This is a genomic window from Methylomonas rivi (assembly GCF_024505165.1).
GTDB lineage: Bacteria > Pseudomonadota > Gammaproteobacteria > Methylococcales > Methylomonadaceae > Methylomonas > Methylomonas rivi.
The window spans coordinates 1-19,785 of the sequence record NZ_JANIBK010000003.1; the positions used below are offsets into that span (position 1 = coordinate 1).

A 19,785-nucleotide genomic window follows, 5' to 3' on the forward strand; every position below is an offset into this window, starting at 1 on the left:
CAGCGGCTGCGCGAAAGGCGCGGCCATTGGCGCCGTCAGCGGCGCGGTAGTCGGTTGGGGAACCGTTCAATATCAGCAATACCAGGCATCTCAAGTCAGATCCGTCAATGAAGACCAGCGTTTATACGGATTGGCCAAGTCCGTCGACACCGCGCAAGTCAAAATCAACAAAACCTCGTCGACGCCAAGCCCCGTCAGACCCGGCGGCTCCGTGCAAATATCGACCGACTATTCGATCAGATTACCCAGCACGGAAACGGTCTCCCCGGTATCGGAAAGCTGGATGTTAAAAAAAGACGGCCAGGTTTTGGCCGCCCTGCCCCAACAAGAAAGCCAGCGCGCCTCCGGCGGCTGGAACGCCAATGCCGTCATCCCGATTCCCAGCGGTGCCGCCAATGGCACCTATGTGATAGAACACAAGGTGCAATCCGGCAACAGCTATGACCTTAATTTGTCCACTTTCGATGTAATCAACTGATCAGGTGAGAGGCTTTATTCTTGCCTGCGGTTTTCTGGCCACGTTAGCCGGCGATGCCGCGGCCTTTGCCAATAATTTTTGCCCCGGCGAACTGGAAGCCGCTTTAGCGACCCGGCAGAAAATATTCGACGAATGGCCGTTGCGGCCGGTAAACGACGAAGCGACAGAATTCGCTCAGCAATTGGCAATGGGTTTGGCCTCGCGGTATTCGGTTAATGCCGGCATGATCCCCTGGCGGATTTATCTGGTACGCAATTTATCCCCAAACGCCTTTTCCATCGGCGGGGGCTTCGTGTTTATCAACGAAGGCGCTTTGACCTTTGCCGAAAGCGAAGAGGAATTAATCGCCATTATCGCCCACGAGATAGGGCACGAATTGGCCGGGCATTTTTGTCAAAATCAAAGGCAGCAACCCGCCGGCAACTTTCTCGACTACCTACTGGGGAATACGCTGCCTTCGCGCCGCGAAGATATTGCCCATCTCGGCTCGCTGCCGCAAACCATAGACCCTATCAAGGAACAGCAGGCCGATAGAATCGCCATATCCTTACTGCTTGCCTCCGGCTATAACCCGCACACCTTATTGCGGGTGGCCAGGCGCTTGCCTAAAGATGCCGGCGCGCATTGGGTGGATAGCATCAGAATTCAAACCTTGGCCCGTCTGTTGGAAAACGCTCCCGGCTTTAATGACGGTCCGGGCAGTTCCGCGCAATTTCAGAAAATCAAACGGATTTTGCTCAACGAGGCGCCGGTTAACCGATTTTAACGAATGGGCCTTGCATGCTGACGTTTCTTTACAACCGCTTATGCGGCAAACCCGCCTATCGCATCGAGACGGCAACGTTGATTGGCATCGGCGGCCGAGACAATCAGGAAGATGCGTTGGCTTATGCCGTGCCGAATGCTCAAGCGGGTTGCTGGGTGATAGCCGACGGTGTGGGCGGACGTGGGGCCGGCGAAATCGCCTCGCAATTAGCCGTCGACAGCATTTTGACGGGCTTCCGCAACACCCCGGCCTGCACCGAAAACAACCTGCGCCGGCTGTTGGAATCCGCTCACCAAGCGGTTTTTACCGCCCGCCGACCCAACACGGCAGGCGCCAATATGGCGACCACCGCGGCCGTGCTGATTAGGGCCAAAAACCGGGCCATCTGGGGACATGTCGGCGATTCCCGCTTATACCATTTCCGCGACAGCCGCTTGATGCATCGCACAGCGGATCAAAGTTTGCTCAACATGCTGGTGGCATGCGGCGCCTTGCCGGAAGCGGACATAAACCATCATCCGCAACGCAATCTGATTCTGCACGCCTTGGGCCAAGACGATACCCCGGCATTTTGCCTTCACGGCCCGGTGTCCATGCAAGCCGGCGATGGATTTTTGCTGTGTACCGACGGGGTATGGGAACTGGTAAACGATATCGAGTTGCTGGAATGCTGGCAAAACAGCCACTCCGCCAACCACTGGCTGGCCGGATTACAACAATTGCTGGAACCCAGAGCCGCCGAACAAAATAGTACCGGCAAGCCGGCGGACAACTACAGCGCCATCGCGGTTAAGCTAACGGCATAAGCTGGAACGGCATAATCGGTATGTTAGGCATACCGCTAAAAACCGCGATTGGCATTGCGGGCGCCTGCCGGCGACCGGTACCGGTGCGCTTAAGCGGCAATATGCCTGAAGGTCAGATTGATCCGCGGCTGTTTGGGTTTGCGGGTTTTGGGCAACTCGTGCCGCCAGCGGTGTTGCAACTCGCCGGCCATGACCAGCAAATCGCCATGGTTTAATTCAAGATCCAGTTTTTGCCCGGTTTCGAGATGTTTAAAGCGCAGCACGCGGCTGTCGCCGAAGCTGAGCGAGGCTATCAGCGGATTTTGCCCCAGCTCCTTTTCATTGTCGGCATGACAGCCCATGGAATCGCGGCCATCCCGGTACAGATTGGCCAACACACTGTTAAAAGCCGCGTTGCAAATCGTTTCGACATCGCCGCGCAGGGTTTGCAAATCCGCCGTCCAAGGCAAGGGCCGGTGGTCAACGCCGGAATACCGGTACCGCGCGGACGGGTCGCCGTACCAAGCCATCAAACGGGGTACGTTTACCCAACGGCCGTAGATAAATAACCGTTCCCGCCGCCAAGCCAGCTCCCGATAAAGCCTATCGAAATAAGCGTCGGCTTTTTCCGCACGATAAAAACGCGGCCAGTAATATAACTCGCCGTCGGAGGCCAATAAATTTGCGAGTGCGGCTAATTGCAATCGTAACCTTTCAGTTGACCAGTACGATAATCAACTGCGCGGCTAAAATCCGCAGAATCATTACCAAGGGATACACGGTGGCATAGGCAACCGACACCGCCGCGGAACCATGCAGGTTATTGGCAAACGCCAGCGCGGGCGGATCGGTCATACTGCCCGCCAACAGGCCGCACAGTGACAAATAATTCAGCTTAAAGACGATGCGTCCGAACAAGGCCACCATCAGCAAAGGCAACAAAGTAATCAAACCGGCGCAGGCCATCCAGTAAAAGCCGCTGCCGTTGAACAGGGTTTCCAGAAACTCGTCGCCGGAATGCAGGCCGACGCAAGCCAAAAACAGCACGATACCGATGTCTTTTAAAATGATGTTGGAGCTTTTCGGCAAATACCAGGTCATGGTGCCCCAGTTACCCACCCGGCTGAGCATAATGGCCACCAGCAGCGGCCCGCCCGCCATGCCCAACTTTAATTCGCTTGGCACGCCGGGCAGGTAAAACGGCCAACTTCCCAGCAAAACACCCAGGCTGATGCCGATAAAAATCGGCATGACTTGCGGATGGTCGAGTTCTTCCAGGGAATTGCCCAAGGCTTTTTCGATGTCGTCCAAGGCAGCCTGACTGCCGACTACATTCAATTCGTCGCCGAAATGCACATGCATGGCGTTGGTCGGAGTAAATTCCACATCCGGCCGCTGCACCCGGGAAATAGTCACCCCATAGCGCACGCATAAATTGCCGATGGTCTGGTTGATTGCCGCCTTGTTGGTCACCACCAAGCGTTTGCTGCGCAAGTTTTGGGCGATTTCCCGCAAGTCGATTGCGGCCTCCGGGCCGATCAGCATTTTCAGGCGCTGCAGCGGTTCCCGCTCGCCTACTAGCCGGATGGTATCGCCCAACATCAACGGGGTATCGCGGCCGGCGATTTCGACATCGGTTTCGCCCTTGTGCAGGATGCGGGTGATCACCACCCCCATGCCTTCGAAAAAGGGAATTTGCGCGATGGTCAAACCGTTCAAATTGGGGTTTTCCACCACCAAATCTTCCCAAACCGGAATTTGCGCATGTTGCTGCTGGTACCGGGCAAAGTCCCCGGCTTCTTTATCTACCTGGATGTTAAACAACCGTTTCACCAGCATCATGGACAAAATAATACCGACGATACCGAACGGATAGGCCACGGCATAGGCCAGACCGGGCAGTTTCAGGGTTTCGCCGTCTACATGGGGCAAACTGCTTAACACCTGTTGCGCGGCCGCCAACGATGGGGTATTGGTCGTGGCTCCGGAAAACAGACCGACCGCCACCGGCATAGGGATATCGCCCACCACGCTAATCGCCACCGCAATCAAGGCGCCCAACACCACGATGGCGGCCGCCAGCCCATTGAGTTTAAGGCCGTATTTGAAAAACGAGCTGACGAAACTGGGCCCAACCTGCAAACCGATGGCATAGACAAACAGCACCAAACCGAATTCGCGCAGAAAATGCATGACCTCGGCGTTGATCGTTAAATCGTAATGGCCGAATATCAAACCGGAAAACAGCACGCCGGCAATCCCCAAGCGGATGCCCGCCACCTTCAGCCCACCCAGTACCAAGCCGCTTGCCGCCACCAGACTGATAATAAGCATGGCGTGGGGCACGGAATCCCGCTGGAACAAATCGACAATCCAGAGCATTTAAAACCTTTCGGCAAGTTGAAATTACTGTTTGCTAAATAGGATACCCGCTGCTTATGATGCGAATCAGCCAAGGCGCTATCGTTAACAGATTGTACAACAAGCCCATGAGGTCATCACTATGAACACTACTTATAAAATCGGCTTCAGCCTAGTTTTGGCGCTACTGCTCTTTCCCGCTCGGGCCGCGGACATCGGCGCCGGCAAAGCCCGCGCCTCGGCTTGCATGGGCTGCCATGGTAGCGCCGGTGTCAGCAACAGCGGCATGTTCCCCAGTTTAGCCGGGCAAAGCAGCGCTTATCTGGAAACGCAATTGAAGCATTTCCGCGCCGGCGAGCGCGCCAACGCCACCATGAATGCCATGGCCAAGGATTTAAAGGATGCGGACATTCAGAATCTGGCGGCCTACTATGCCGGCTTGCCGGGCAAATCGGCGGGCGGAGACGCCAACCTGGCGCGGACGGGCCAGGAAAAAGCCGCCATGTGCATGGGCTGCCATGGCAACAACTTGCAGGGCAACGGCCAATTCCCCAAACTGGCCGGCCAGCATCCGGAATATACCGGCAAACAACTAACGGATTTTAAAAGCGGCGCCCGCAAAGCCGGCCAGATGAACGCCATCGCCAAAACCTTGTCCGAAGACGATATCAAGGCCTTGGCCGAATATATCGGCTCGCTGAAAAACCCTTAGCGCAAGCCTAATGAAACCGTTTAGCGCGGACGCCACCGATTCACCGGGCGGGAGATTGTTTGGGGGCGAGGCGGTTGCCGCGGCGTCCGCGCTACGCCGGTCGATTATTACGTCGAAAAGGTTTCGATGTTGCGCTGTATGAGGTATTGTTTGCCTCGAATAACGAAAAAATCCCTCTCCTTAACTGGATCAAACGAATTCGCGGTTAATGCGTTCGTTCCGGTTGCCGTTTTTAGTTTTTACCTGCCATTAAACGCGCATGCTCCCTATCCAGTTGATCCACGGTATCCAGTTCGTCGACTTTGAGAAAATCCAACTCCGGGGTCTTGTAAATATCCAGTATTTGCTTGCCGCGCGCGCTTTTATAAAAAGATAAGGCAATTTGTCGCATTTCATTCGCCAAAGGATAACCTTTACGTATATAACTGTAATTTTTACTCCTGACCTCAAATGTATCCAAAATTTTAACTTTATTCTTAATATCCGGATTTAACTCCGACATTACCTGATAGGAATTAACATAAACCAACCCTGCGTCTGCTTTATTAAAATATAAATCCAAAACAATACGATTTGCTTTAGTCTGCTGCTGTATTGATGCGACCATATTTTTATAGCCTTGTTTAAATGTTCTTAGAAAAAGCGTATCCATATACATTTCCGCCAATTCGTCACCCTCAAGCATGGCGATGCGTTCCCCCCGTAAATCCCGAATACTTTGAATATTACTCTCCGTACGTACGATCAGTAATAAGTTGTCCGGTTTTCTACCTTCCAGCATACCGGAAAAACCATCGGTAATTTCATCGCGCTTAAAATACCTGGAAATCAATAGCGGTGGCGCCACGATAATATCCAGTTTGCCATGATCGAAATCGGCACGCATGTCTTGCATGGATTCGTATAAAAAGGCACCGGTCGATTGAATTTCAATCCCGGCTTTCCGCGCCTCAAAGGCTAGAGCATCTTTAACCCAAAAATTCATGGATATTTCTATATCACTGATACTGGCTTGCTCGGTAATCGATTTAGTGTATAGCCCCATGTTAACCCGGCCTGATTTCGCTTCCTGTTCCTCGGAATGCGCCAGGCACATTATCCCATTGCTTAACAAAGCAATGAGCACCCAATTCACTCGCATTAACCGATGCCTCACGGCTACAACCCTTTTTCCAAGGCTTGACGCTCTTGAATGAGTTGATCGAATGGCTTTAACTCCGCTCTCGAACATTCCACTAGGCTTGCCATAAATTATTAATGTATATCACGGTTGATCAGCTGTTGATTGGTATCAAACAATTTTTTTGCCGGCAAAAGATCCGGCATGCCGGATCTTACAACTCCATCCGATTTAAATATCTCCAGGAATTGCCGCCCTCGCGCGGTATTGGGTAAATCCATCACTTTTTTTATGACATACTCACGAAACTCCGGCTCGGTATTTTTATGAAAAAATCCGGTTCCTTCGCGAATATTATCTAATCTAGCGACGACTTGTAAGCTATCTTGTATTTGTGGGTTTAAATCGATAGCGAGCTTGTAAGAATAATTATGCACACAAATTAAATCCGCCTTGCCAAAGAACAGCTTTAATATAACTTGATGTGCTTTTTTCTCTCTTGGCATAACTTTAAAAACGTTTTTATAGCTTTTCTTAAACACCGACCTAGATAAATAGTCGATATATAAATCAACCAATGGATCGGTTTCCGCCAGCACCAGCCGTTTGCCACGCAAATCCTTTAATTCTATCTTTCCAGCTTGTTTTTGCGCTAAAACTATCAGGGAATTCGCATAATCGCCATTACGTATCAAACTAAATCCATCGGCAAATAAACCCGTATCAAACTTTGTCGCTAAAATAAGCGATGAGCCGCCGACATAATCAAGCTTACCCTGAGAAAAATCGTTACTCATCCGGTCAATATCCGCATATGCCATGACATTTACCGGAATACCCATGGACTCGCCTAATTCCTCGGCGAATAATTTTACGGATATCTGTATATCGGCTAATGAAAAGTCGGGAAAGGAGTTGGCGTAATATCCGACCCGTAGCTTGTTTTCGGTTACGGCGTCGGTATCGGCAAACGCCGAAATACCCAGAAAATAGGGTATTTGTATCATGATAATCGATAACTTTAGGCGGCTACGAATATTCACATATTGAAAGTATTATTAAGAGATGCCGAAATATAGCCGGTACTGAATTCATATTAAAACCCGGCGATCATTGAGGAAAAAAATCCATCCGATTAAAGCGTTTGCACATTTTGCCCAATCAGGAACTCCAGCGACAACAGGCCCATTTCCAGGGCATAGCGGGCCCGATAATACGTGCTTTGCGCAAAGGTCTCCACAACCTGGGCTTCAATCACATCCTTGGTTTCCACCAACTCTTCCTGATAAGCGCGCACATGCAGTTTACGGTTTTCACTGGCATAACCGACCGCTTCCCGGCTATCCTTGCTTTGCTTGTCGGCACTGCGAATGCTTAAAAATTGCTGTTTAACCTGTAATGCGATAGCTTGGTCCAGCAGTATCTGTTGGCTTTCCAATTTGCGTTGCAGGGCTTTAGCCTGATTCACCTTACCGGCGGTTTGGAAACCGTCGAACAGGTTCCATTGCATGCCCACCCCAATGGTCCAGCCGTCTCGATTGGCGGCGTTAGTCAGGCCGCCGCGATAAGGCGTCTGAATATCATGGACCTCGGCTTGAATGCCGATCATCGGGAAATAGCCACTGCGAGCCTCGGTGATTTGGTCATCGCTGATCCGCACCGCTAATTTGAGCTGCTGAATATCCGGATTGAAGTTTTGCGCCGATTCGACTAACTCCCGCAGACCTTCGCTAAGCGGCGCGGCTTGATCGGCTTCCGCCAGCACAACGCTCTCGCTCCATTCCTGCCCCATGGCATTCCCCAGCGCTTCGTGCGCCATTTCGCGGGCATAGCGGGCTTCGCTTAGCATGGTGCGGGTGACCGCGGTGGTGGTTTTCGTGCGCAGATAGTCGGTTTTTTTCACTTTCATCGAGCCGTTTTGATAAAGGCGCTCGGTTAAATCTTCCAGAGCCTTGAAACGTTCCAGGGTGTCGTCGGCCAGCTTTTCCATTTGCAGGGCGAACTGGGCCGCGTAATAATATTTTTTGACATCGCGGACGATTTCCAGCTGAGTTTTGCGTTGGCCTTGCTCGGCCATCTCGATGCCTTTCTCCGCTTGCGCGACCAGCGCCTCCCGTTTCAAACCGGTGAAGACCGGATAAGTCAAATTCAACGAGGATTGCACCAGATCCTTGTCGAGTAGCTTAATATCCATGTTGATGGGGATGGGTTTAGCTAAATCACCAAGCCCAACCGCCCCTAGTGCTGGGCTATTTGTTATAGAGCTTGGCAATGTAAACGCCCCATCCATGGTAAACGTTCTGTCCTGATCGGCCCGGGATGCATTCACCTGCGCGGCAATGTGCGGCCAATATGCCGACATGGCTTGCTGATACATGGCTTCGGCCATGGCAATATTCGCGGCCGACACATTCAATGCTTGGTGTTTCCGCAAGGCGATACGGACGCAGTCTTCCAGCGTTAACTTTTCCGGCTGCACAGTTTCCGCCCTTAATTCAAATAAGCCGCACAAAAGCAGGGCCATCGCCAGGAGAGTGGTTCTAAACGTCATGGTTTTATTGTTCTTTCAACAAATCGCGAATGCCTAGGATTTCGTCGAGGTTTTCTATAAATAAATCCACTAACTCCGGGTCGAACTGGACACCTTTATTATTCTTTAAATACTCGATGATTTCCTCGTCCGGCCAAGGTTCTTTATAAATGCGCCGGGTGCTTAACGCATCGAAAACGTCAACCAGACTGACGATTCGGGCCTCAATGGCAATATGTTCGCCGACCAAGCCGGCGGGATAACCGGCGCCGTTATAGTATTCGTGGTGCTCATGGGCTATCGTCGCAGCCATTCTAATGAGCGGCTTATCCAGTTTATTGAGTAATTGATAACCCAGGTCCGCATGCTTTTTCATAATTTTGAATTCGGCCTCCGATAGCTTTTCAGGCTTATTCAAAATATTATCCGGTATACCGATTTTGCCAATATCATGCAGCGGCGAAGCGACTTTTATCATGGCGGCATATTCTTCGCTCAGACCGTATTTCAGTGCCAACAACTCCGAAATAAGCGCGACGCGTTTAATATGCAAGCCTGTTTCCTGACTACGGTTTTCAACTACCTCGCCAAGCACATAAATCAAATCCTTTTGATTTTCTATTATGCTTTCGTTTAATTGGATAGTTTCGCTAATATCATGGCTTAAACTCATTAACGAATGAATGCCGCCCTGTTGATTATGAATACCCACAATCACCGTACTTAATGTGCGCCGGATACCGCCCTTGCCGGCAATTTTGATTACCCGCGAACTAAAGCCTTGCTCGTTAATCTTTTTCAATACCCGCTCTTTAAAATCATTACAATCTTGCACCAAATCATACAAAGACTGCCCGACCAATTCTTCGGCACTATAATTTAAAGTGGCGCTGAAATTATGATTGGCGCTGATAATATTGCCGTCCGTATCGGCCACGCACAAGGAAGTTCCTAACTCCAGCGCGCGCTCGTATTCCTGTAAATAATGTTTTTGTTCGCTTAAATCTTGCTTTAAATTGAGCGCCAGCCGTTCGAATTTTTCATACACTTCCGTCATGTCCACCATCAAGGCGACAAACTCTTCAATGTTGTTATCGGTATCGACCACGGCAACTACGCTAACATCCACCACATAAATATCGCCCGCTTTAGTCCTTTTTTTGAGCAACCCTTTCCATTTCTTGGTTTCTAATACCGATTTTTTTAAATCGCTCAAAATATCTTGCTGATCGGTACCGTCGAAACTAAATAAATAATGTTGGCCTAATAATTCGGCCTCGGAGTAGCCGGACAATTCGCAAAAATGCCGATTGACGTAACTAATATTACCGTTTAAATCTATTTTGGCGACGATGGCTTTTTCATCCACCAGTAATTTGTATTGTTCCAATAACTTATGGTCTTTGGCGGCTTTTTTGGCCAAATCCATTTGCTCTGTCATTTCAGCCAGTTTATTCAACAGCCTTTCCACACTAATAGGCTTTGTAATGTAATGCTGGATCTCCAACTCCAAAGCCCGAAATAAATACTCCACATCATTGTATGCACTCAAAACGACAATTTGTTGTTCGGAATTGAGTGTTTTAATGTCTGCCGCCATGGACAAGCCATTCATTTCCGGCATTTGAATATCGGTTACCACAATATCCGGTTTATGTTGCTTGTAGAGCGCCAGCCCTTCCTTGCCATTTTTTGCCGTATACAACTCAGCCACATACAATTCCAAAATGGATTGCAGTTCTTCCCGAGTTTCCAGATCATCTTCGACATACAGCACGCGGATGCCGGACAAATTTGTAAGCGTTCTAATTCTTGTCATTGAATATGGGGCTGGTTGCCGTTTAATTATTATGTTTCCAAATGCCAGCGGAATTGCCGTTTACCTTTAGCTTTGGCTTTATACATGGCTTTGTCGGCATACTTCAATAAAACCAATGGATTTTTGCTGTCTCGCGGGTAAAGAGAAATGCCGATGCTGGCGGAAACTTGTATCTCGCGGGTTTGATCTTTGATATGCAGGGTCAGAAAATCGATGATCCTTTGAGCGGTAACGGCAATCATATCAATGGAAGTGCCGTTCAAAATGACCACAAATTCATCGCCTCCCAAGCGTGCAACATTATCCACTTTTCTGACGCAGCGTTTTAAGCGCTGCGCGACTTCCAGCAGCACTTTGTCGCCTTCGCCGTGGCCGAAAAAATCGTTGACCTGTTTGAAACCGTCGAGATCCAAAAACATCACGGCTACCGTGTAATTAAACCGATCGGCCGAGGCAATGGCGCTTTCCAGACTTTGAAATAGATATTTTCTGTTACCTAAATGCGTTAGCGGATCTATTTCGGCATAATAACGCAATTCGGATTCCCGTTGTTTTTGCTCGGAAATATCCAGAATTAACACCAGATAATGCTGAATTATCCGGTTTGAATTTTGCAAACCATCGATAATGAGTTGCGCGGCATAGCACTCGCCGCTTTTTCGGCGCAAAGCCAACTCGGCGCTAAAACAGTTGGTAAGCGCCAGCTTATTGTCGGCTTCACGTATTACTCGTGCATAGGCCAATTCATCGCATATCGACGACAAAGGCCCTCCCCTCAATTCGGTTAGCTCGAACCCGGTTAATTGGATAAAGGCCGGATTGCACGTCACAATCTTGAAATCCCAATCCATAATCAGCATGGCAACGCTGCTTTGCTGATAAACCTGATTTGTTAGCGAAATTAAATCTGTCACAGTAAGCAAAGCCTTGGTTATTTCCAGTAACAACACGCACTTTGAATCGGCTTCCGCCAATCGGCCGGATTTTGTTCGCAGGTATTCTCTCACATCGATTTAAGCGCTGCCCGGTACGCCTAAAGCGTTGGATGCCATTCATTCCTTAACAAAAAGCCATTGACTACGGCGCGATTAACGCCGGATTCGTTAACGCGAAAAAGACTGTACGTCCAAGGAGATACTCGGCCGACCTGCGAATTTGCAGTCAATAAGCAAGATTGCAAAAGTGGCGGCATTTGGCAGCGGATTGAATCGGGGTCAAAACCCACGCCCCACGGCCGCGGCGGAAACAGGCTTTTGCCGGATGGCAAAAGCCTTCTTCTAACTGATTGCCTCTTATGACCGGTAATTTGCAACGGAATGCGCGAACCGAAGGCCTTATCTCATAACGCCGCTGGCCGGCGTATAACTATCCAGCACCTGCACGTAATTGGCGCGTTCGTATAAGCCGGGATCGATCGAATGCTGCTGGCTGACGCTGCCTTTTAACTGGCGGATGGACTGGTATTCGTGGGCTTCCAGCCAATCGCGCAATTCGGCAACTATTTCGGATAAACGGCCAACGCCTTTTTCCAGCAGTACACTGCAAAGATGCACCACATCCGCTCCGGCCAGCAAGGCTTTAATAACATCCGCCGTTTCATGAAAACCGCCGGTTACCGCCAGGGACATGTTTACCCGGCCGTACAGCAAGGCTGTCCAACGGATGCGCAGCAAGGCCTCCTGGGCGGTCGACAGTTCCAGTTTGGGCACCACCTGCAAGGTTTCCAGATCGATGTCGGGCTGGTAAAAACGGTTGAAGATAGCAATGCCGTCCGCTCCGGCCGTCTGTAGACGTTGGGCAAAATGCAGCGGCGAACTGAACTGCGGCGACAGTTTTAAGGTCAGCGGAATGCCGACTTGGCTTTTTAATTCGCGCAGTATGTCCAGATAACGGTTTTCCACCGTTTCACTATCCTCATCAATATTGGCGGCCAAATGATAGATATTCAGCTCAAGCGCATCGGCGCCGGCCTGTTGCAACGCCACGCCATATTCAATCCAACCACCCAGCGAAGTTCCATTCAGACTGGCGATCACGGGTATTTTCAGTGCGGTTTTAACTTGCCGCAGGTGCTCCAGATATTGCTCCTGATAGGTCAGAATCCGGTCGGGTACCGGATGAAACGAATCCGCTTCGCCGTAACCTATGGCCTGCCCATAAAAGAACCGCGCCATTTGTTCCTGTTCGGCTTCGATTTTTTCTTCGAACAGGGACGGCAAGACCAAGGCCGCAGCACCAGCATCTTCCAGCTTACGGGCGCTATCCAGATTTTTGCCGAGCGGGGACGCTGACGGCACCAAAGGATGGGCCAGTTTCAGGCCTAAATAATCCGTCGTTAAATCAACCATGTTGGGTCTCCTTGGCAGTCTCGGTCGTCAGTTGCGCTTTTAATGCCGAAACGCTGGTGGCATCATTCCACTCCAGTTCGGACAGTTGCTTGTAATAACGGTAACGGTTTTTAACATCTTGCTGCGCACGTTTTAAAAAGCCTTCCGCAGCGTCCGGATGCGATTGCCAGAGCATGCTGAACCGGGTCTCGCTCATGACAAATTCGCGATACGGGATAGACGGTTCCGCCGAATCCAGCTGCATCGGGTTTTTGCCCTGTTTGATGCGATTGGGATTAAAACGGAACAACGGCCAATGCCCGCTTTTGACCGCCAGATTTTGCTGGCGGTGGTTGTTGGACATATCCACGCCGTGGGCGATACAAGGCGCGTAGGCAATAATGATGGAGGGGCCGTCGTGCGCTTCCGCTTCGATAAAGGCATTCAGAGTCTGAATATCCTTGCCGGCATACGCCACATGGGCGACATAAACATTGCCGTAATCCATCGCCAATAAGCCCAAATCCTTTTTCGCCACGGCTTTACCGCCGGACGCAAATTTGGCAACGGCGCCTAGTGGAGTGGCTTTCGACATTTGTCCGCCGGTGTTGGAATACACTTCGGTGTCCAATACCAGAATATTCACATTACGCCCGCTGGCCAACACGTGATCCAAACCGCCGTAGCCGATGTCATAAGCCCAGCCGTCGCCGCCGATAATCCAGACACTTTTTTTGCATAAGTAATCGGCCAGTTGCATCAGGGTTTCGGCAGCCGGATCGGATAGCGCTTGCAGACGCTGTTTCAATTCCATCACGCGTTGGCGTTGCTCGTATAGGCCCGCTTCGTCGGATTGATCGGCGTGCAATAGCGCATCCACGGTTTCATCGCCTAACGGTGCGCGTAAACTCGACAATAATTCTTGGGCAAAAGCCATTTGTTTATCTATCGACACCCGCATGCCCAGGCCAAACTCGGCATTGTCCTCGAACAAGGAATTACTCCAGGCCGGGCCGCGCCCTTCCGGGTTTTTGGTCCACGGCGTGGTGGGCAAATTACCGCCGTATATCGAAGAACAGCCGGTGGCGTTGGCCACGATCATGCGGTCGCCGAATAATTGCGAGGCCAGTTTGATGTAAGGCGTTTCACCGCAGCCGACGCAAGCGCCGGAAAACTCGAATAAAGGTTGCAACACCATCGCCCCCTTGATGGTGTTGACTTTCAGCTGCCGTCTGTCATATTCCGGCAAGGACAGGAAGAAATCCCAGTTTTCCCGCTCGGGTTCGCGCAAGGGCGATTGCGGATGCATGTTCAAAGCCTTGCGGCTGGCATTGGATTTATCCCGAATCGGGCAAATGTCCACGCACAAACTGCAACCGGTACAATCTTCCGCCGCCACTTGATAGGTCATCGCCAATCCGGCCGGAAAATCCTTGCCCAACATCGGCGCATGCTGAAAGGTTTCAGGGGCATTTTCCAGCGCTTCGACCGGATAGATTTTGCTGCGGATCGCCGCATGCGGGCACACCATGGCACACTTGCCGCATTCGGTGCATAAATCGGTTTCCCAGACCGGAATTTCCAACGCCAGGTTGCGCTTTTCATAGGCGGTGGTACCGGTCGGAAAGGTGCCGTCCACCGGCATCGCGCTGACCGGCAACAAATCGCCCCGGCCTGCGATGATTTCCGCGGTAACGCGTTTGACAAAATCCGGAGCGGATTCGTTGATATGGTCTTGAATATCGAACTGGCTGCTGATTTTTGTCGGCAAGCTGACTTGTTGTAAGCCGGCCAGAGTATCGTCGATGGCCTTAAAATTCAGCTCGACGATACGGCGGCCTTTTTTGCCGTAGGTTTTTTCCACCGCATGTTTAATGGCTTCGATAGCCTGTTCCTGCGGCAACACGCCCGAAATGGCGAAAAAGCAGGTCTGCATGATGGTGTTGATACGCTTGCCCATGCCGCATTTTTCCGCTACCGCATAACCGTCGATCACGTAAAAACGAATGTTTTTAGCCAGCATTTGTTGCTGCATGGTTTGCGGCAGACTGTCCCAAACCATGTTGGCCGGCTCCGGCGTATTCAGCAAAAACACCGCGTTATCGGCGGCGTTGACCAGCATGTCGTAGCGTTCCAGAAAAATGGTTTGGTGACAGCCGATGAAATTGGCGTCGTTTTCGCCGATCAGATAAGTGGCCTTGATCGGTTTGGGACCAAAGCGTAAATGCGACACCGTGATCGCGCCGGATTTTTTGGAGTCGTAAACGAAATAACCCTGGGCGAAATCCGCCGTTTCCTCGCCGATGATTTTGATGGTGTTTTTATTCGCTCCCACCGTACCGTCGCTACCCAAACCGTAAAACATGGCTTGAAAAATTCCATTGTACATATCGGTTCTGAAACCGGCATCCCAAGGCAGGCTGGTGTGGGAAACATCGTCGTTGATGCCGATGGTAAACTGATTTTTCGGTTGATCCTGCTTCAGTTCGTCGAACACCGCCTTGATCATGCCGGGGGTAAACTCCTTGGATGACAGGCCATATCTCCCCCCCACCACTTTAGGCATACTGTCGAATTTGCTGTTAGCGCCGCAGACGTGCCGGGCAATGGCACTCAACACATCCTTATACAAAGGTTCGCCGTCGGAACCGGGTTCCTTGGTGCGATCCAGCACCGCGATTTTGCGGCAGCCGGCCGGTAATGCGGCGAGAAAATGCTCGGCGGAGAAAGGCCGGTACAAACGCACTTTCAACAGGCCGACCGCTTCGCCTTGCCGGTTCAGATAATCCACGGTTTCTTCGGCGGCCTCTGCGCCGGAGCCCATCAGTATCATCACTCGCTCCGCATCCGCGGCACCCAGGTATTCGAACAAGCGATATTGGCGTCCGGTAAGCTCGGCGAAACGGTCCATGGCATTCCGCACAATCTCGGGCAAGGCCTGGTAAAAAGGATTGACCGCCTCCCTGGCTTGAAAATACACATCGGGATTTTGCGCGGTGCCTCGCAGCACCGGATTATCGGGGGTCAGTGCCCGGCCGCGAAAAGCGCCGACCCACTCCTGCCGTATCATGCCGCGCAGCACATCGTCATCGATAGTGATCAGTTTTGCCACTTCGTGCGAAGTACGGAAACCGTCGAAAAAATGCATGAAGGGAATCCGGCCTTCCAAACTGGCGGCATGAGCAATCAAGGCAAAATCCTGCACTTCCTGCGGCGAATTGGAACACAACATGGCAAAGCCGGTCATGCGCGCCGACATGACGTCGGAATGGTCTCCGAAAATCGACAAGGCCTGGCAAGCCAGCGAACGGGCGGCGATGTGGAACACCGTCGGACTTAGTTCGCCGGCAATTTTGTACATATTCGGCAGCATCAGCAACAAGCCTTGCGAAGCGGTAAACGTGGTAGCCAGGGTACCTGCCTGTAACGCGCCGTGTATGGCGCCGGCGGCGCCGGCCTCGCTTTGCATCTCCACAACTTGCGGTACCGTGCCCCACAGGTTGGTTTGTCCGCGCGAAGACCATTCGTCGGCCCATTCGCCCATGGGCGAAGAAGGCGTTATCGGATAAATGGCAATCACTTCGTTTAATTTATGGGCGACGCTAGCCGCGGCCTGATTACCGTCAATGGTGAGTGTTTGCTGGTTTTGCATATAACAACCTTTTAACTGAGAAGAAGACGAGTCCGATATCAATGTGTCCAAAACCTAATATTCCTTTTACTCCTAATTATAGGCCCTTGCAAAAAACAACTGGTGGAGAACGGAACGAATGGTGCGATAAGCATTACCCGATCGATTTTAAGTTATGAGCCATACATTAATAGAGGCTGTTAAGCCAGTCTAGCCGCTTGGCCGAAATACGGTAAAAATCGGCCTTTATGCCTAAAAGTCCTTGCATGTTGATGGTCCGTGCCAGGGATGAGTTACTCACAAAAGCTGTGGATAACTCTGTGAGTTAAATGTCGGAAATGGACGGCAGCCCCTGATTTTACTGACCCTTCGTTAAATTGGAGCAAACTTGAACAAGCGCATATAATCATTAACTATCAATGACTTATGTATTTTTTACCAAAATTCAATAAGTTGCCTTGTCAAGCATTTTTTAAGCGGCGGACAAAACCGGTTTTTGTGCATAACCTAAAATTTAAACGGCAATGTCAACAACAAATTACGCTTATCCGGCAAAAAACTACCAAGGCAGCGAACTGGCGTCGAACTTTAGGAAGCTTCCGGATTGCGCCAAGGAAAATGCATCTATACACTGGCGCATACCGGCAACGCTTTCCTCCACATCGATTAAAGCATCTTTACCGCCCATATCGGTTCTCACCCAACCCGGATGCAGTACCAACACTCCAATCTCTTGCGGGCGCAAATCGATTGCCAAGCTTTTCATGGCCGCGTTCAAACCGGCTTTACTCGAACGGTATTGCAGGCTGCCGCCACTGGTATTATCGGTCATGCTACCCATGAGGCTGCTGATGGCAACGATCAGCCTTTTCCGGCTACGTATAAGTTGGGGCAAAAACGCTTCGGCCAGTTTTACCGGCGCCATACTATTGACCAAAAACGCCGACGACCAGGCCTGATAATCCAAATGGCCGAACCCTTTCCCCGCAATGTCGGTATAGATGCCGGCGTTATTAATTAACACATCGATGCTTGAATCGGCCAATGCGCCGCTTAACGCATCGATTTGAAAAAAATCGGCCACATCCAAACCGTGAACTTGTAAATGCGCATGCTGGCGAGCCAGTTCATTCAATCCGCTTGCCGCATCCGGATGCCGGCAAGTTGCGATTACCCGCCAGCCCGACTGCGCATATTGCCGGCAAAACTCTAATCCAAGCCCTCGATTGGCCCCTGTTATTAATACTGTCCTCACACTATTACCTCGTTTCAATATTATCGTTGGCTTGCACAATCACGGCATTGAGAATATGCCCGCAAATATTTCTAAAAAATCATTAAATATCAGCAAATTGAATGCCATACTTAATGTTAAAAATAGATAAAGTTAAAGTTATTTCTCTTGCAACATGAGAAGTTTCCCGTGAAACAAAAAAACGGGTTACGAGCAAACAGTGCAAAATCCAGCGCCGTTAAGTTCGGATAATAAATACAGTTTTAAACTATCGTCCAAGCCGTGGAAAATGCTAGCGCCGCATGAATTCGGCAGGTTTTTGCATCTCCAAGCGTTCTATATGTTTTACCGGAAACGGCAAAAAACCGGACACATTACTGCAACAAAAGCCTTCAAGCACATGATATTTAACTAACTCCCCAAGACGGGAATGGCTCGACATGGTTATTTCATGTCGACCTCCACGCATGCCTCTACCGGAAACGTCGCTCTTCAACCGCCGGAGCGAAGAGCCCCCCCTCAAAACCCACACCCGGATGAAGGTATGTAATGCATAAGTTTGAAGTACGTAGGCTTAGGTTTTACCGGCAATATCGGCATGCCTGTCCCCCTGCGTTCGGAGCCGGAGCATCAGGCCGGGAAAAGGAACATGCCAAGTCCGGTTGGTGGAGGCCTTACCTCGGCATCTGTCCTTGCGCCGCCGAGAGATACCATGAAGCTGCCGGGGAGGATGCGGTTGGACGCTTTTTTCCAGGCTATTTGCGATTGCCTTGAAGGGCTTTTATCCGCAATAACGGCCCGAAAAGAAATAGAGCTCTAAAACATGGCATTAAGCTTATTGGGCGAGCCCGGCTTTATTCGATTCCCGCGCCGATACCGCTTCGTTGTGCCGCTGGTTAATATAAGACCCGCCCACCACGAATGCCAGCACCAATAAATACAACACAGCGGCAATATTTTTGACCCGTCTGCTACCATCATCGTTAATTCTATTTGTCACGGCTTTCTCCCCCCGCAAAAGTGCCGGCATTTTACCGATATATCGCGCCATGCAACAAGTTGTGTAACTTAGTCACCGACATTTTATCAATCTATCCTTATATTCTAAATCGCCTCTAAACCATTACTGGTTTTGCAGGCCAACTTAACAATTAGAAAAGGTAGGAAATCATGTTGGACTTAATTTTTAACTTTGCCTCGGGCATTCTGCATATGAACCTGAGGGACCCGCACGACATTCCCTTCGCATTACCCTTGGTGTTTTCGGCCGTATTGGGTTTCGTGATGGGCTTCATCATGTTGCATTTTATCGCCAATGAAAACAAGTCGAAAAACGATCGGAACGACTAATGTTCGGACGAACCGGCAATGACTTGTTTTAATGCTTCGGCATCGACAATTTCAATGCTGCCCCTTTTCATACTCAACCAACCATAACTTTCAAACCGCTTTAAATGCCGGGAAACCACTTCACGAACCGAGCCCATTTCCAGGGCCAGTTCGTGATGGGTTTTATGTATCGTCCCGGATTGGCCGGCCAACAGTACCCTGGCCAATTTTTGATCGACCGTGCCAAAACTGAGCGCTTCCATGCGTTTAATCACATCGGCCAAACGAGAGGAGAAGCTGCGAAACACAAATTCGCGAAAAAACGCCGAATACCCCAGACAGCGATGAAAGACCGGAGCCGGAATGGCAAATGCCTTGACTTCGGTTTCCGTAAACCCTTCCGCCGGATAACGATTGTCCCCAAGCAGACAGGATGTGGTCAGCACACACGAATCCCCGGCCCGGACATGGTAGAGCAGAACTTCCCGGCCATCGGCGGAAATAATTTGCGCCTTGACGCTGCCGGATAACATCAGCAAATAATTTTCGCAGATTTTTCCGGGATAAAACACTTGTTGTCCGGCAGGCAGATTTACCAGCACGGCCGAATCCATCAACTGCTTAAGAACCTTGTCGTCTTGATTGACGAACTCCGGAAAGTTTTGTTTCCATAAAGCCAGCTGCATCACCATG

At 50.5% G+C, this 19,785-nt stretch carries 17 protein-coding genes; 5 read left to right on the top strand and 12 right to left on the bottom strand.

From position 1 onward, the window contains the following. From NP596_RS01060 to NP596_RS01070, 3 genes are all read left to right on the top strand, one after another. Window positions 1–478: hypothetical protein (locus NP596_RS01060; RefSeq protein WP_256613346.1), on the top strand; the 478-nt coding region annotated here is incomplete at its 5' end. A gap of 4 nt (window positions 479–482) precedes the next feature. After that, window positions 483–1,244, top strand: a complete 762-nt coding sequence (locus NP596_RS01065) for a M48 family metallopeptidase (protein ID WP_256613347.1) — start codon at window positions 483–485, stop codon at window positions 1,242–1,244. Window positions 1,245–1,258: 14 nt separating this feature from the next. Next, window positions 1,259–2,050 carry a PP2C family protein-serine/threonine phosphatase gene (locus NP596_RS01070; protein WP_256613348.1) on the top strand — a complete coding sequence of 264 codons (792 nt, stop codon included), beginning with the start codon at window positions 1,259–1,261 and terminating at the stop codon, window positions 2,048–2,050. Between the two features lie 89 nt (window positions 2,051–2,139). On the opposite strand, the gene NP596_RS01075 is transcribed toward NP596_RS01070, so the two are convergent. Further along, window positions 2,140–2,733 (bottom strand): alpha-ketoglutarate-dependent dioxygenase AlkB family protein, encoded by a 594-nt coding sequence (locus NP596_RS01075; RefSeq protein WP_256613349.1) that lies wholly within the window; start codon window positions 2,731–2,733, stop codon window positions 2,140–2,142. Window positions 2,734–2,743: 10 nt separating this feature from the next. Further along, window positions 2,744–4,411 (bottom strand): putative transporter, encoded by a 1,668-nt coding sequence (locus NP596_RS01080; RefSeq protein ID WP_256613350.1) that lies wholly within the window; start codon window positions 4,409–4,411, stop codon window positions 2,744–2,746. Window positions 4,412–4,532: 121 nt separating this feature from the next. On the opposite strand from NP596_RS01080, the gene NP596_RS01085 reads away from it, so the two are divergent. Beyond that, entirely contained in the window at window positions 4,533–5,102 is a 570-nt protein-coding gene (locus tag NP596_RS01085; RefSeq protein ID WP_256613351.1) for a c-type cytochrome, read from the top strand. 232 nt (window positions 5,103–5,334) lie between these two features. Here the strand turns inward: NP596_RS01085 and NP596_RS01090 are convergent, their stop codons facing one another. From NP596_RS01090 to NP596_RS01130, 9 genes are all read right to left on the bottom strand, one after another. Beyond that, window positions 5,335–6,237: a PhnD/SsuA/transferrin family substrate-binding protein gene (locus NP596_RS01090; protein WP_256613352.1), complete on the bottom strand. Its 903-nt coding sequence runs from the start codon at window positions 6,235–6,237 to the stop codon at window positions 5,335–5,337. Window positions 6,238–6,356: 119 nt separating this feature from the next. Beyond that, window positions 6,357–7,229: a PhnD/SsuA/transferrin family substrate-binding protein gene (locus NP596_RS01095; RefSeq protein WP_256613353.1), complete on the bottom strand. Its 873-nt coding sequence runs from the start codon at window positions 7,227–7,229 to the stop codon at window positions 6,357–6,359. 128 nt (window positions 7,230–7,357) lie between these two features. Further along, on the bottom strand, window positions 7,358–8,773 hold the full coding sequence (locus NP596_RS01100; RefSeq protein ID WP_256613354.1) for a TolC family protein: 1,416 nt from the start codon (window positions 8,771–8,773) through the stop codon (window positions 7,358–7,360). A gap of 4 nt (window positions 8,774–8,777) precedes the next feature. Next, complete coding sequence (locus NP596_RS01105; RefSeq protein WP_256613355.1) at window positions 8,778–10,571, bottom strand: HD domain-containing phosphohydrolase; 1,794 nt, start codon at window positions 10,569–10,571, stop codon at window positions 8,778–8,780. Window positions 10,572–10,600: 29 nt separating this feature from the next. Then, window positions 10,601–11,485, bottom strand: coding sequence for a diguanylate cyclase domain-containing protein (locus NP596_RS01110; protein ID WP_256613356.1), 885 nt, complete (start codon window positions 11,483–11,485; stop codon window positions 10,601–10,603). Window positions 11,486–11,905: 420 nt separating this feature from the next. Next, window positions 11,906–12,919 (bottom strand): dihydroorotate dehydrogenase-like protein, encoded by a 1,014-nt coding sequence (locus tag NP596_RS01115; RefSeq protein WP_256613357.1) that lies wholly within the window; start codon window positions 12,917–12,919, stop codon window positions 11,906–11,908. Continuing rightward, window positions 12,912–16,550: a pyruvate:ferredoxin (flavodoxin) oxidoreductase gene (gene nifJ / locus NP596_RS01120; RefSeq protein ID WP_256613358.1), complete on the bottom strand. Its 3,639-nt coding sequence runs from the start codon at window positions 16,548–16,550 to the stop codon at window positions 12,912–12,914. The genes NP596_RS01115 and nifJ overlap by 8 nt, the downstream gene beginning before the upstream one ends. Before the next feature lie 538 nt (window positions 16,551–17,088). After that, window positions 17,089–17,784, bottom strand: a complete 696-nt coding sequence (locus NP596_RS01125; RefSeq protein ID WP_256613359.1) for an SDR family oxidoreductase — start codon at window positions 17,782–17,784, stop codon at window positions 17,089–17,091. Between the two features lie 814 nt (window positions 17,785–18,598). Then, entirely contained in the window at window positions 18,599–18,763 is a 165-nt protein-coding gene (locus NP596_RS01130) for a hypothetical protein (protein WP_256613360.1), read from the bottom strand. A 170-nt stretch (window positions 18,764–18,933) separates the two neighbouring features. On the opposite strand from NP596_RS01130, the gene NP596_RS01135 reads away from it, so the two are divergent. Continuing rightward, entirely contained in the window at window positions 18,934–19,113 is a 180-nt protein-coding gene (locus tag NP596_RS01135; RefSeq protein ID WP_256613361.1) for a hypothetical protein, read from the top strand. Here NP596_RS01135 and NP596_RS01140 read toward each other — a convergent pair. Continuing rightward, window positions 19,110–19,778, bottom strand: a complete 669-nt coding sequence (locus NP596_RS01140; protein WP_256613362.1) for a Crp/Fnr family transcriptional regulator — start codon at window positions 19,776–19,778, stop codon at window positions 19,110–19,112. The genes NP596_RS01135 and NP596_RS01140 overlap by 4 nt on opposite strands. Window positions 19,779–19,785: the final 7 nt, after the last annotated feature.